This is a genomic window from Acetomicrobium sp., assembly GCF_059026225.1.
On sequence record NZ_JBWQOQ010000008.1, the window covers coordinates 326303 to 341111 of the forward strand.

The window sequence follows — 14809 nt, forward strand, 5'->3', positions numbered from 1 at the left end:
TTTCCCTTTGGTTTTAAGTGAGGTAACCCGTCTTGACGAATAAAAATATGTTGCGTATAATGCGATTGCAACGCCGAGGTGGTGGAATAGGTAGACACGCACGTTTGAGGGGCGTGTGGGGTTTCCCGTGGGGGTTCAAATCCCCCCCTCGGCACCATGAATTGAAAATAAAGCAACAAAGAGGAGCTTGAGCAAGCTCCTCTTTGTATTGTAGATTACTTATAATTGCATATTGATGGAATGTTTGATAAGACATCCCTGTCATTACTCTCCTTTACTCCTACCTTTTTACTCATCAGAATGAGGCAAGTCACCGGGTCAAGCATTTTCTCTGTCTTAAAAACTCTCGTGGCCTCCACCGAGTTTATAGCATGTGATACTATATTATCAGTCATGATCGACGGAGTTTTTGAGTGAGCAGAGGGGGGGAGGTTTATGTGTCGCTTAATGTGGGTTTAGATCGTCTTTTTAAGCCACGAAACATCGCAATAGTTGGCGCCTCGTCTAACCTGGATAGCATATCGGGCAGGCCTTTAAAGTTGTTAATGCGATATAAATACAAAGGTGGCATTTTCCCGGTCAATCCTAAATATGATTCCCTTCACGGTTTTACTTGTTACCCCGACGTACGTTCGCTCCCAGTGTCTCCTGACGTGGTGATTGTAGGAGTAAGGGCAAGTTTGGTCCCTGGAATTTTAGAGCAATGTGCTGAAAAGAAGGTTCCCTTTGCGGTTATATTCTCCTCAGGATTTGCAGAAGCGGATGATCCCTACTTGCAGGAGAGGATCGTTTCAATAGCTAAAGAAGGAGGCATACGCCTAGTAGGACCGAATTGTCAAGGCCTTGTTAACTTCGTGGATGGAATCCCTTTAAGTTTTACCGCTTCCCTCGATGACGAACCGTTAGAACCGGGAAATATTGCCTACATTTCTCAAAGCGGTGCCTTCGGGTTTGCATCTTTTGCCTTGAGTGTAGACAGCGGCGTTAAATTTCGATATGTTGTGACGACAGGAAATCAAGTAGATCTTGATGCGGTAGATTTTGGGCAGTATATCATCCAAGATGAAGAAGTAAAGCTACTCATACTTTACTTAGAGGGCTTGCAGGACGGACCCAGGTTTCTCGAGCTCGTCAAAAGGGCTCGTGAGAAAGAAATTCCTGTGGCAGTTTTAAAAGTAGGTAAAAGCGATGTTGCAAAGGAAGCGGCAAAAAGTCATACCGCTGCTTTGACTGGAGATAAGGTCGTTTGGGATGCTGTATTTAAACAGTACGGCGTGATTGGCATTTCGGATGTAGAAGACATCATAGATCTCGGACATGTCTTTTCATCTCCCAAAAGGGCTAAGGGTAAAAACGTCGCCATTCTGACCACTTCAGGTGGAGCGGGCATAATCATGACAGATTTGCTTGACGAATATGGCTTGAAAGTTCCCATTTTGAAGCCTGAAACACAAGAAAAGATAAAACCCTATATTCCTTCCTTCGGTTCGTCTTTAAACCCCGTAGATATGACTGCCCAAGTCATCAACGATCCTAAGGGGTCTCCTGGTTGCTTGGATGCCGTACTGGAATGTTCGGATATAGACATGGTGACGGTCATAATATCTATGATAACCGGGGAGTCGGGAAGGCAGATGACGAAAGACCTCATAGCGGCAAATGATCGCACTTATAAGCCTATAAACTGTAGTTGGTTGATCGACCGAAAACATGGAGAGGAGTTCTTGCAGCAACTTAAGGCAGCTGGTGTTCCCCTATTTCAGAGCCTTAGAAGAAGTGCCTTTGCTTTGAGCGCCCTTGGAAAGTGGAATGAAATATTATCCAAATCTACGGTGGAAATTACCGTAAAAGGTGAGCCTTACCTGCCGAAACTTCCATTGATGATGACTGAATATGATGCTAAAAGGCTTTTGGAGCATTGGGGGGTTCCCGTTACTCGAGAACGGTTATGCCTCTCGTTGGAAGAAGTATTGTCAGCCTCTGAGGAGATAGGGTATCCTGTCGTTTTGAAGGTAATGTCCCCAGATATCTTGCATAAGACGGAAGCAGGCGTCATAGCTTTGGGGCTGAGCAGTGAAGAGCAAATACGAAATGCTTACGGCAGAATATTGGAAAATGCCAATAAATATCGTCACGACGCGCGAATACAGGGAGTTTTAGTTCAGGAATTGGTAGATGATGGATTAGAGTGTATGGTTGGGATCAAAAGAGATCCGATATTTGGTCCCATAGTAGTCGTTGGGCTTGGAGGAATATATGTCGAGGTGTTAGGGGATGTGTCCCTGCGCCATGCACCTATTGATGAAACAACGGCTTATGAAATGATCAGAGAACTAAAGGGATTCCCGCTTCTTGTGGGGGCCAGGGGCAGGAAGAAAAAGGATATTGATGCCTTAGCCAGGGTGGTCAGCTTGGTGTCAAAAATTGCGTGTATCGAGTCTGATCTTCTTGAGCTGGATGCAAATCCCATCTTTGTGTTGGACGAAAATAAAGGAGTCATCGTTGCCGATGCCCTGGTGTTACGCAAAGCGAAGGAGTGATAGCCAATGGTAGTATTGTTAGTGATTTTGGCTTATCTTCTGGGTTCAGCGCCAATGGGTTATTTGGTCGTCAAAATTGTAAGGGGCGAGGACATCAGAAATTATGGATCCGGCAACATTGGTGCGACAAACGTAGGAAGGGTCATGGGAAAAAGGTGGGCCATTGTGGTCGGGATCTTCGATATCGTAAAGGGAGGATTGGCCCTATTGATCGCTAAAATGCTCGGGGTAACTTCTCCTCAAGTTTTGTCCATCATGGGCGTGGTGGCGGTATTGGGACACAACTTTCCAGTATGGTTAAAGTTCAAAGGAGGAAAGGGAGTGGCCACTACCTTTGGAGTTATATTCATGTTTCATCCTCTTGCTTCGATCATTGGGGGAATATTGTGGTATTGCATAATGAAGATAGGTCGCTACGTTTCTTTAGCATCAATGGTTTCCCTAGTTTCCACGCCTTTATGGCTAGTGCTTCTTGGTTCAAACAGGGCTTATATTATGGCATCGTCTTTCTTGGCGATTCTTACCATAATAAGGCACCACGCCAACATAAAAAGACTTCTTACTGGGACCGAGCACAAAGTTGGTGAGCGCGTCGCTTAAAGTCGTCTTAATTCGAAATTAAAAGTTGAATCCGATAGGACCCTTGGGAATGTGAAGGACAAGTCTTTTTAAAGCAAGGAAATTTTTAAATGCTTGTATTTTAAGTATTAGTGTCATTGTTAAAGGGGGTTTTTGTGCTTGCCAATTCTTTACGTTCTTTTGATTGCCTTGTCCCTATCTATGGATGCTTTTTCGGTATGCTTGAGCGTTGGGGCTTGTCGAGGAGGTAATTATTTTGCATCTGCCATAAGGATGGGCAGTGTTTTTGGTTTTTTCCAGTTCGCCATGCCTATTTTGGGCTATTTTTCGGGATGTTGTGTGTTGCGCAAGTTTTCGCCCTATGATCAATGGATGGCCGCCTTAATCCTCATATTTGTTGGCGTAAAAATGATCATTGACTCCCGAAAGGATCGAAAGTGCAATGCGAAAGATCCCACTAGCGGGATTACTTTATTAATGCTCGCAATAGCCACTTCGATAGATGCCTTGTCCGTTGGTATTGGAATGGCCGTTACGAATGTCTCTATAATTTTTTTATCTTCAGTAGCGGGTATTATTACCTCAGGCATGTGTTTATTAGGCGTATATTTTGGCCGAATTTTGGGGTTTCTTTTAGGACCATCTGCCTGTATGTTGGGCGGGTTGGTCATATGTGCCATAGGTTTGAAAATGTTGTTTATATGAATTTGTAAATGTTCTTTATTGATGAAGCATGTCTAAGATTTTAACTCACGTTAGGATGAGGATCGCTCGTGTCAACATACAACCAGCCCTTGGCCTGTTTTTCCAAGACACAGAGGCCTTAATATTATGTTCGGCATTCCTAACATAATCCTTGACATATCTTGACCATTATGCATATAATGTTTTTTGGTCATGGTAATAGTTGCAAGATAGGGGTGCTGTGGTATGGGAAGTCTTACTGAGAAAATAGAAAAATATATTCGTAATCAACTTGAAGCGAATACCGATGATGAAATTATCTTGCGGCGAAAGGAGCTAGCTAGCTTTTTTGGATGCGTGCCCAGTCAGATTAACTACGTGTTGCAAAGCAGGTTTACGCCTGAAAGAGGCTTTATCGTTGAAAGTCAACGAGGGGGGCACGGCTACATTCGAATCATAAGAGTGTCCTTATCGGATGTGGAAGATCGATTGAATCACCTAGAGGATATTTTGGATGATGTTATGTCACTGCAGGACATGAGGCGTCTTTTGAAGAATTTAGAAGAGCGAGAGATACTAACGCTAAGGGAACGAGCCATTTTAGAGGTGATGTTGAGGTTTATGGACGAAATGCTGACATCGCTCTTCGATCTTCCTGTGTACCGAAGAGATGAACTTAACACAGAACTTGTAAGGAGGATACTGAAGAGCCTCGCTATTATATAGGCATTATTAGGGGGAATAGCTATGTTGTGCGAACGTTGTCAAGATCGGGAGGCGGAGGTACACATAAAACAAATGATTAATGGGGAAGTAAGGGAGTATCACCTTTGCAGGGAGTGCGCTGAGGCTATGAGCCTTGAAATTGACGTGTTTCCCCATTTAAGCTTCGATTTATCTTGGGAGAATTTGTTGGGATCGTTGTTTGAGCCTTTAGCATCCAAGAGTGCGCGCAGGACAACTCAGACGGAGGTCAAATGTCAAGATTGTGGATTGGATTTCACGACGTTTCAAAAAAGCGGCAAATTTGGCTGCCCTACCTGTTACAAAACGTTTAGGGAATACATCAAACCACTACTTCGCAAGATCCATGGATCTGACCGACATAGGGGAGACAGACCAGATGTCAGTGCTTTTAGAGGAGAAGCGGTTAAGAGTGAGCTTGAACGATTGCAAGGAGAACTAAAAGAGGCTGTAGAAAGAGAGGAGTATGAACGCGCAGCCAAGATCCGCGATCGCATTCGTGAATTGACATCGAAAGGTGATGGTAGTGATGGCAAGGCATGACTTGTTAGCGCATCCTATTGAATGGATCAAAGGAAGGGGCAGCAGCTCTAACATTGCCGTTTCTAGTCGCATCAGATTGGCTAGAAATTTAAGTAAATATCCCTTTACACATCGATGTAGCAAAGAAAAGTTATTGGCTATAGCCGAAGAAGTAAAACACGTTATATCTGAATCAGATATTTTAAAAAATAGCGACGTTGTGGAAATGGATGTGCTCGATCCCTTATCCAGGTGGATTTTGGTTGAAAGACATTTGATTAGTCCTCCTTTTGCTAATGGCGGTCTTGGGCGAGTTGTGATCATAGATCCAAAGGGTGTGGTTTCCATAATGGTGAACGAAGAAGACCACTTGCGGATTCAGGTGATCTTGGCCGGCCTGGAACTTAATGAAGTATGGCGCATCGCAAAAAAGGTCGAAAAGGTCTTCGAGGAATTAGAATATGCTTTTGATCCTGATTTCGGCTACCTCACTGCTTGTCCGACAAATGTAGGAACTGGAATGCGCGCATCGGTAATGGTTCACATCCCTGCACTCGAAATGTCAAAGCAGGTAGTCAAGCTTGTGAATGAAAGCAACCGCATTGGGCTTACGGTAAGGGGAAGTTATGGCGAAGGAAGTGATGTGCTGGGGTCTTTGTATCAGATTTCAAATCAAATTACCCTGGGCTTAAGCGAGGAAGAGTTAGTAGATAAGGTATCTTCTGCGGTAAGTCAAGTGGTTGCGGAAGAAGAGCGCGCCAGGACCGTCATGAAGCGCAAGCTGGGCATATCGCTGGATGATAGAGTATGGCGGGCTTTTGGGATATTGCGTTACTCCAGGAGCATTGCCAGCAGAGAGGCGCTTGAGTTAATTTCGTTAATTAAAATGGGCAGCGATATGGGGATAACTCCCGAGATTTCAGTTGAAGAATGGAACAACCTTGTACTGGGCGTGCAGCCCAATCACGTGCAAATGTATGCAGGTAAAGAATTATCGCCAGAGGAGCGAGACGTTTTTAGGGCAACGTTTTTGCGAGAACGTATCAAAGCGATCGAAAACAGATAGATCATAAGAGGTGAAAAAGTATGTGGCAATTTTTTACGGAACGAGCAAGAAGAGTGATTCAATTAGCCCATCGTGAGGCTTTAAGACTAGGTCACGACATTATCGGGACCGAACATATATTACTTGGTTTACTAGTCGAGGGAGATGGGGTGGCAGCTCACGTATTGACATCTTTGGGCATCGACCTGGACGAGGTTCGAAGGAGAGTAGAGCAACTTGTCGGTAAAGGGCAACCCAAGGAAAAACCGGTGGATCTTCCCTTAAGTCCTAGAGCCAAACGAGTGCTAGATTTAGCCATGAGAGAAGCCCGAAATATGGGCGTTAACTATGTCGGGACGGAGCATATACTTCTAGGGTTGCTTGCGGAAGGAGAGGGCATTGCAGCTCAAGTGCTCATGAGCATGGGCCTGGATATGCAAAAAGTGTATCAAGAGGTAGTGCGCTATCTTTCCGGGGGAGATGTGGATCAGATGAATCAACCAGGGTTGTCGAAGAAAAGAACTCGCACCAAAACTCCTACACTCGATCAACTGGGCATTGATTTAGTAGAAATGGCTCGTCAAGGAGAGCTTGATCCTGTCATAGGCAGAGAGCGCGAGATACAACGAGTGATTCAAATTTTGTCGCGAAGGACCAAAAACAACCCGTGCCTTATAGGCGATCCTGGTGTGGGTAAGACCGCTATAGTTGAGGGGTTAGCTCAAATGATTGCCAGTGGCGAGGTGCCCGAGGTTCTCAAGAACAAACGAATTGTGCAACTTAACATTGGCAACCTCGTTGCGGGCACTAAGTACAGGGGCGAATTTGAGGAAAGAATGAGGAAGTTGGTGAAGGAAGTTCGTGACTCAAAAGATGTCATCGTTTTCATCGATGAAATTCACACCTTAGTTGGAGCCGGAGGAGCAGAAGGAGCTGTGGATGCAGCAAATATTTTAAAACCAAGCCTTGCCAAAGGAGAATTCCAGGTCATAGGAGCTACAACGCTAGACGAGTATAGGAAATATATAGAAAAGGACGCTGCTTTGGAGCGCAGGTTCCAGCCAGTTTACGTGGGTGAACCAACGATTGAGGATACTATAGAAATCCTAAAAGGTTTGCGGGATAAATACGAGGCGCATCATAGGGTTAAGATTACTGATGCAGCGTTAGAGGCAGCAGCCAGATTGTCTGCTCGTTATATAAGCGATAGGTATTTGCCCGATAAAGCTATAGATCTCATCGATGAAGCAGGGGCAAGAGTACGTCTTTCCGCCATGAATCCTCCCGAGTTCATAAAAGAGCTGGAAAAAAAGCTAGAAACAGTCAGGAAAGAGAAAGAAGCGGCTGTTGCTTCTCAAGAGTTCGAAAAGGCTGCTGCTTTGAGAGATGAGGAGCGAAAACTGTCTGAAGAGCTTGAGGAGAAGCGAAAAGCTTGGCAAGCCAAGAACTCGCAAGAGGAGCCAATCGTCGATGAAGAGGATATAGCACTAATCGTTTCAGAGTGGACTGGCATTCCCCTAACGCAACTGACTGAAGAAGAAAGCCGGCGGTTACTCCGCATGGAGGAAGAAATTCACAAGCGTATAATTAACCAAGAAGAGGCTGTTACTGTAGTGGCTAAGGCAATAAGAAGAGCAAGAAGTGGCCTGAAGGATCCAAAGCGTCCCATAGGAAGCTTCCTCTTTTTGGGGCCTACTGGGGTTGGAAAGACTGAACTAAGCAAGGCTTTGGCAGAATTTATGTTCGGCGATGAAGATTCCATGGTAAGACTTGACATGAGCGAATTCATGGAGCGCCACGAAGTATCAAAACTCATTGGAGCACCTCCAGGTTATGTCGGTTATGAAGAAGGAGGCAAATTAACTGAAGCCGTCAGAAGGCGTCCTTACGCAGTCATACTTTTGGACGAAATAGAAAAGGCTCATCCCGATGTATTTAACATACTTTTGCAAATTTTAGAGGATGGAAGGCTAACGGACGGACAAGGTCGCGTAGTGGACTTTAAAAACACTGTGGTCATAATGACTAGCAACCTAGGTGCTCAAGATTTAATGAAGGGACCGACCATAGGCTTTGCCGCTAGCTCTGAAAATGGCATTGACTTCGAGGAGGCCAAGAAGAGCATCTTGGATGCCGTGAAGAGGACATTCAGGCCGGAGTTTATAAACAGGATTGACGAGATAGTTGTCTTTAAGCCATTAGGTGAAAAGGAACTATTGCAGATCGTGGATCTCATGATCAAAGATGTGGCGAAACGACTAGCGGAAAAAGGATTATTCGTAGAGGTCACCGATGCTGCAAAAGAATTCTTGCTCAAAAAAGGATATGAACCTAAGTTTGGAGCACGGCCACTGAGAAGGGCGATACAGCGGTACCTCGAAGATAGATTGGCGGACATTCTGCTTGAAGGAAAAATTAAACCTGATAGTGTCATCAAAGTTGATGTAAGAGACGATGACATAATCTTCATTCCAGTGTCAGGGGACGAAGACAAGGGCCTAGAAAAGGCCAGTAGTAAACAAATTGTATAGGCTTAACATCTAAGGGCAATAAAAGGTCACGGAAAAGTTTCTTTTCCGTGACCTTTTATTGTTATATTATAATGTATAATATTTTAATCAAATCCATTTGTTAAGGTGGTGCTATAAATATGTACGGGTTTCCATTTTTTTGGTTGTTGTTTTTCTTTTTGCTGATCCAGCCTTCCCTTAAGCAGTGGAATTTGCAACGTACGAGGCATGGGTTAATAAAAAAGCTTGAACAACAACGTAAGAGTCGGGTAGTTACTTTGATCCATAGGCAGGAATCTGTTGGCTTTCTTGGAATGTTTTCTAGGAATTTCATAAGCATCGAAGATTCCGAAGAAGTCTTAAGAGCCATAAAACTTACGCCCAAGGATATGCCCATTGACCTCATAGTTCATACTCCTGGAGGGTTACTTTTAGCTGCTGAACAAATCGCAAGCGCCCTGTCAAAACACGAAGCAAAGGTAAGCGTTTTCGTTCCCCACTATGCCATGTCCGGGGGTACGCTTATTGCCCTTGCTGCGGATGAAATAGTCATGGATGAAAACGCAGTATTAGGTCCTGTAGATCCTCAGATTGGCCAGTTTCCAGCTGTATCAATCTTAAAGGTTTTGGAGCAGAAACCCATATCCGAAATAGACGACAACACTGTTATTTTAGCCGATATGTCCAAGAAGGCAATTGCGCAGACGCGACGGTGTGTTTACGATTTACTAGTAAGAAACGAATTTCCCGAGGATAAAGCCCAAGAAATTGCGGTTACTCTAACTGATGGAAGATGGACCCATGATTACCCAATTATGCCCGATGAAGCAAAGCAGTTAGGCCTTAATGTGACTTTTGGGATACCCGAAGAGGTAGCGGCACTTATGCATCTATATCCACAAGCAGCCCAAAGGCGTCCATCCGTTCAATACGTGCCTCTTCCTTATCAACGTCCCACATCTAACGGAAAAGAGTGAAAATGAGCGAAAGGTTGGAAAATCTTTTAAAATCGAGGGACGTTTAGGCTAGATAGTAATTTTTCTTGCTTAAAAAACTGGAAGAACTCCAAAGAATTACAAAGAGTTAGGGGCATGTTGCATCGTGTGATTCTTTCTCATTATAATAGAACACGTCATGATAAAAACATGAAGGTACATAAGTATCGTGATGTACATTTTATATATGAAGACGTCAGGTGAAGGAGATGATAGTATGAGAAAATAGTAATATGAGAATATGAGTGTAAAACCTTCGCGGCTCAAACAGCAGAAGCTCAAGTGATTCTATGACACTTTATTATAAGAGTGAGAGGAGGTAGGGAAAAATGGGTGGATTAAGGGGTTCTCCAAGAAAGCCTACACTTTTAGAGGCAGTGATTGTGATTGTCGTTGCGGTTATATGTATAGGGGTGGGAGTTTTAGTTTTGGAAGTGGACGTTCATGTACCGTTAGTTTTTTCCGTTGCCTTTGCCTGTTTGATGGGTCGTTATTTACTACATATTGAATGGAAGGAAATGGAGGATGGCATTTTTCGTGGCATTCTCGCTGGGCTTCAGGCTATATTGATTTTAACGATAGTAGGGATGATCATTGGCTCCTGGATCCAGGGCGGCATAGTTCCTACTCTGATTTATTATGGATTGAGCATATTGTCACCAAACATCTTTTTACTTGCCACCTTGCTTATATGTTCCATTGTATCGCTTGCGACGGGAACGTCTTGGGGTACGTCTGGGACTGTAGGTTTAGCATTGATAGGTATAGCAGCAGGCCTTGGGGTTCCCGTGCCTTTGGCGGCAGGTGTTGTTATTTCGGGGGCTTATTTTGGAGATAAAATATCACCTTTATCTGACACAACGAACCTTGCTCCCGCGGTGGCTGGAACAACTCTTTTCAGTCATATTCGCGCCATGATATCCACTACTATGATCACTTACGCCATAGTTGCGGTAATAACCGTAGTTTTAGGATTTAGATTCGCTGGAGGTATTTTGGACGTTTCTAGGATAGAAGCTTTCCAGAAGTTGTTAGCCGCCGAGTTCAATATTAGTTTTTTGGGATTTATTCCACCAATAGTAGTCATACTTTTGGCGGCTCTCAAATTTCCCGCCATACCCAGCTTGTTCGCAGGAGTTGTTTTAGGAAGCATTATGATCCTTTCTCAAGGTCATGGCCTAGGCACAATGGTTGAAGCGATTCATTATGGTTACGTTCCTGCGTTCAGCGCCGAAATAGCTGGAGCTGAAAGCCTGAATGTAGTCGCAGACCTCCTTGCCACACATAACGTGGTAGACATCGCGCCAGAGCTTGCGCAAGAGGTAGGTGCATTGCTTAGCGATTTGCTGGAAAGAGGTGGACTTGACTCGATGATGTGGACCATTTCGTTGATATTTTGCGCCCTTTCTTTCGGTGGAGTTATGGAGTGTTGCGGTTTCTTAGAGGTGCTGCTAGCTGCAATATTACGTCGTGTCAAAGGCGTTACCGGCTTAGTCACGTCGGTGATAGTTGCCTGCATAGTTACCAATGTGCTTTTGGCAGACCAGTATGTCGCAATTGTTTTGCCAGGGAGGATGTTTAAGCCGGCTTTTGATGAAAGGGGACTGCATCCCAGGATGCTTTCCAGGACTTTGGAGGATAGCGGTACGATGACGTCGGTTTTAATTCCGTGGAATACTTGTGGTGCCTATCATGCTGGCGTCCTGGGTGTGCCGACGGTTCAATATTTGCCCTATGCATTCTTAAATTATCTTAACCCTATTGTGGCAATCGTGCTAACGGCAATGGGCAAATACATTTACTGGCGCAAGGAGACTGACGAAGATATCATAAAAGTGTAATTTCCAGGAAGAGGTGTACAAATGGAGACCATCATTGAATCGCGATCGAGTTATTCAACCTCCAAATGGATGAAAATATTTCTACTTCTTTTTGGGCTTTATTGTGTTTATTCTGCCTTTTGCGAGTTTGCGCTTCATAAATTGATATTGGCCATTGCTGCCTTTTATGGGATTATTTACAAAAAAAGGGTCTATGTTTCCCCTGAGGGGCTGGTTAAAGAAGTAAAAGGGATATTAGGGACTTCTGTTGAATTTTTTCCCTGGCAAGAGGTGAAAGCCGTCACTTTTTCATTTAAAGGCGATGCGATGATGGTCTTTTTTGAAAGAGGAATTACAGGTTGGAAAATTCTATTTAAGCGGGAAGAAGAAGCGTTGCTTAAAGAGTTGCTAAGCAAATATGCTCCAGAGGTTGGGATCGATTCGATGAGCGATTTTAGTTCAAATTCACGGGAAAAAAAGAATAAAGGCGGGTGATGCGGTACGTCCTCGATCGTTTCCCATCTATAATGATTGACGATTTACGATTTACACCCCGCCAGCAATGGCGGGGTGTTTTAGAACTTTCAACTTTATATACCCTGCGAATGTGATAATATACTTTAGTCTTATTATTAAAAACGTATGGGAGGCGACTGTAATGCATTATGTGTCCAGCGATAAAGTTCCTAAGGCCATAGGGCCTTACTCACAGGCGATTAAGTCGAGCGGGTTTATTTTTCTATCGGGGCAGCTGCCTTTGGAGTTGGAAAGCGGCCAAGTGGTTAGCGGGTCTGTGGAAGATCAGACTCTGAAAGTTTTAGAAAATATCGCTGCTATTTTAGAAGCTGCGGGTTCTGATATTTCTAAGGTGGTAAAAACTACAGTTTTCGTGACAGATATGGCAAACTTTCAAGCGATCAATAAGATATACTCGCAATTTTTTGGAGAACATAAACCCGCCAGGTCCCTAATAGAGGTAAGTGCTTTGCCGAAGAAGGAAGCGATGCTAGAAATAGAGGCAATAGCTGTAGCCTAGGTCATTGCAAGAAATTCGGAATGCCATTTCAATTTGGCTTTAGTGTAGCAAATTTACCGTCATTGCTCTTTATCATTGCAGAAAATTTTGGCTGTTACTTGACGTTTCTGTATTTGGTTTTCCACCGAAAGCATTTTGGAAAGTTAAAAATGTTGCGAATATATAGAATATAATTTTCCTTATTGACAGAGCCGTCTTAAATGATTAAACTTTTTTGCTGGGTGCGGTTATGAAGGCAAAATCCGGTAATCCGTACCTAAACCCTATCTCCTCCTCAAAAAAAGGGGCCCGCGTGGGTCCCTTTTTTATTAACTTTTATTTAAATTTCGCTACTTTTCTGTTAAAATACACGTGCTTCACGGCTCATAGGAGGCTAAAAAGGTTAAGGGGAAATTTACCATAAGGGGGGGAATATATAATGCAACCCAGGATGATGCAAATGACTTTGGAGGATATGCTTTCTTTCTTGATGGCTCGCATAGACAGCATCGCCATGTCTGAAGAAAGTCTGAAAACAAAGTTCGACGTTTTGGGACGTGTCCTTTATAAAAAAGGGATAATAACTGATGATGATATCGTCGAATCGGTAAGAGAGCAAGGAAAGCTGATGAAAGCCATCGGGGTTACGCAAGCCGAACTTTCAGATGAAGAAGTTAGGGCAATAGCAGATAATATTATTGTATGGCTCAAAGGCGATGCTGCAACTATAACAAAGAGCATGGAAGAGTATGAGCAAAGACTTCGCGAGCTTGCTTCTCAGGAGATGAAAAAGCCACGCCTTGATGTTGCCTCACCGGCGGTTTTATCCGAGCTTGACAAAATCACTAAAGGCGGCAAGTCGGGTGGCAAATTGATCATGTAGCCTTGGATAAGGCAAAAATAAACACGAGTTCCTTTAGTTTGGTTCTAAAAGAACTCGTGTTTGTATTTGATCTTGGCAATTTTTAAAAAATAATTTTATGGATTATTTTTCGAAAGCAATTCTATTATGATAGAATCAACATCTTTCATGCCTCTATTACTCAATGATGCCAGATTTTCTGCCGTTTCTTCCAGCGTTATCCCCAAAATGCCCTGTGGTATTTCAGGTCTGTTTTCTTCTAATGCCATCATGGCGGCTACAAAAGCCTCGCAGGCTCCTGTACCAACCTTTAAAGCGCAAGTATCTTTTGCACCATCGCATATCATCCCGATTAGGTTGCTAACGTGGATTTCAATGGCTTTCTCAATTTTATGTATATCATCAGAAAAAAGATAAGTGATGCCGGCAGCCGCTCCAGCGCCAGCTGCTACGGTACATCCGCAAATTGGGCTTAATCGCCCTGTTCTGCTTTTCAAAAAGCTAGTGGTTAAATGACTTAAGACTATAGCTTTGGCAGTTTCTTCTCTCGTTTTATTATAAAATTCTGCCACCAGGTAAACGGGAAGTATTGCTGTTATGCCATGGTTTCCACTTCCTGCGCTGCTCATGACGGGCATAGAAATCCCCGCCATCCTTGCATCTACAGCAGCCGCAGTGTAGGCTTTTATTTTTTGGGGTAAAGTTGAGGGGGTGTTGGCATTTACTAATTTCATGATAGTTCTTCCGACTCCTAAGCCAAACTTGCTTTTAGGATCTAAACCTGCTTGAGACATAGCCATGTTCATTTTTACTCCTTCAAAGATAAAGTTCGTGTCTGCTTCATCTATTTCGTCTATCAGGTAGGTCAGTTCCTTGAATGTCATATTTTTTATTTGGCCTGTAATACTTGCATTTTCCGCGTTTTGTTTTGATTGGAATCTTTTTTTCTTTGAAAGAATGAGTCTTCCGTCTAGCTTTACTTTTGAAATATTGGTGTGAGTATCCTCGATTATACAGGTGCACACGTGCCTTTCGGTGGTTATCGTAGCTTGCACGTATACGCCCTTTCTCTTAAGGTCTGGTGATACGATTACAAGACCTTCATCGACAAGGTGTAACGCTCTTTTTACATCATCGTCATTGCAACATTTTAGCACTTCGAGACCACATTCGCAATTTCCACAGATAGCTCCTAGAGCGGCAGCAATGACATTCCCCTTTAAGCCTTTGGTGCCTGGAATCCCGACAGCATATCCGTTTTTGTAAATGTTTGCGCTAACGACAACTTCAATCTTTTTAACTTCCTCGAAGTTTGCCTCCTTCCTTGCCCGGGCCACGGCTAGAGCCACGGCTCCGGGCTCGGTACAGCCAAGTGCAGGCACCACTTCCGATCGCAGGAATTCTTTTAACGTAACCAAATTTGTCCCTCCTCTTTTATTAGGGTTGTAAATTTATGTACTGATTAAAATTATACCTCGAAACTTAAACTGTAG

The 14809-nt window shown here is 43.6% G+C and carries 13 protein-coding genes and 1 tRNA gene; 13 read left to right on the forward strand and 1 reads right to left on the reverse strand.

The window, feature by feature from the left end:
- Positions 1–72 precede the first annotated feature (72 nt).
- The 13 genes from AC5SXE_RS11315 to AC5SXE_RS11375 all read left to right on the forward strand — a co-directional run bounded on the left by AC5SXE_RS11315 (position 73) and on the right by AC5SXE_RS11375 (position 13337).
- A tRNA-Leu gene (locus AC5SXE_RS11315) sits at positions 73–157 on the forward strand.
- A 280-nt stretch (positions 158–437) separates the two neighbouring features.
- Positions 438–2540, forward strand: coding sequence for an acetate--CoA ligase family protein (locus AC5SXE_RS11320; protein ID WP_493917375.1), 2103 nt, complete (start codon positions 438–440; stop codon positions 2538–2540).
- Positions 2541–2546: 6 nt separating this feature from the next.
- Entirely contained in the window at positions 2547–3140 is a 594-nt protein-coding gene (gene plsY / locus AC5SXE_RS11325) for a glycerol-3-phosphate 1-O-acyltransferase PlsY (protein WP_303884581.1), read from the forward strand.
- Between the two features lie 138 nt (positions 3141–3278).
- Entirely contained in the window at positions 3279–3824 is a 546-nt protein-coding gene (locus AC5SXE_RS11330) for a manganese efflux pump MntP (protein ID WP_310846996.1), read from the forward strand.
- 225 nt (positions 3825–4049) lie between these two features.
- A complete protein-coding gene (locus AC5SXE_RS11335; protein ID WP_303883248.1) occupies positions 4050–4529 on the forward strand; it encodes a CtsR family transcriptional regulator in 480 nt (159 codons plus the stop codon).
- 21 nt (positions 4530–4550) lie between these two features.
- Positions 4551–5090, forward strand: coding sequence for a UvrB/UvrC motif-containing protein (locus AC5SXE_RS11340; RefSeq protein ID WP_310846992.1), 540 nt, complete (start codon positions 4551–4553; stop codon positions 5088–5090).
- Positions 5077–6135 carry a protein arginine kinase gene (locus AC5SXE_RS11345; protein WP_493917376.1) on the forward strand — a complete coding sequence of 353 codons (1059 nt, stop codon included), beginning with the start codon at positions 5077–5079 and terminating at the stop codon, positions 6133–6135. Before AC5SXE_RS11340 ends, AC5SXE_RS11345 begins: the two co-directional genes overlap by 14 nt.
- A 20-nt stretch (positions 6136–6155) precedes the next feature.
- On the forward strand, positions 6156–8645 hold the full coding sequence (locus tag AC5SXE_RS11350) for an ATP-dependent Clp protease ATP-binding subunit (protein ID WP_303883245.1): 2490 nt from the start codon (positions 6156–6158) through the stop codon (positions 8643–8645).
- Between the two features lie 119 nt (positions 8646–8764).
- Complete coding sequence (locus AC5SXE_RS11355; protein WP_303883244.1) at positions 8765–9601, forward strand: SDH family Clp fold serine proteinase; 837 nt, start codon at positions 8765–8767, stop codon at positions 9599–9601.
- Between the two features lie 347 nt (positions 9602–9948).
- Entirely contained in the window at positions 9949–11460 is a 1512-nt protein-coding gene (gene nhaC, locus AC5SXE_RS11360; RefSeq protein WP_493917377.1) for a Na+/H+ antiporter NhaC, read from the forward strand.
- 21 nt (positions 11461–11481) lie between these two features.
- On the forward strand, positions 11482–11934 hold the full coding sequence (locus tag AC5SXE_RS11365) for a hypothetical protein (RefSeq protein ID WP_303883242.1): 453 nt from the start codon (positions 11482–11484) through the stop codon (positions 11932–11934).
- A gap of 163 nt (positions 11935–12097) precedes the next feature.
- Positions 12098–12475: a Rid family detoxifying hydrolase gene (locus tag AC5SXE_RS11370; protein ID WP_303883241.1), complete on the forward strand. Its 378-nt coding sequence runs from the start codon at positions 12098–12100 to the stop codon at positions 12473–12475.
- Between the two features lie 418 nt (positions 12476–12893).
- Complete coding sequence (locus AC5SXE_RS11375; RefSeq protein WP_303883240.1) at positions 12894–13337, forward strand: hypothetical protein; 444 nt, start codon at positions 12894–12896, stop codon at positions 13335–13337.
- A gap of 95 nt (positions 13338–13432) precedes the next feature.
- On the opposite strand, the gene AC5SXE_RS11380 is transcribed toward AC5SXE_RS11375, so the two are convergent.
- Positions 13433–14734: an L-cysteine desulfidase family protein gene (locus AC5SXE_RS11380; RefSeq protein ID WP_303883239.1), complete on the reverse strand. Its 1302-nt coding sequence runs from the start codon at positions 14732–14734 to the stop codon at positions 13433–13435.
- Positions 14735–14809 lie beyond the last annotated feature (75 nt).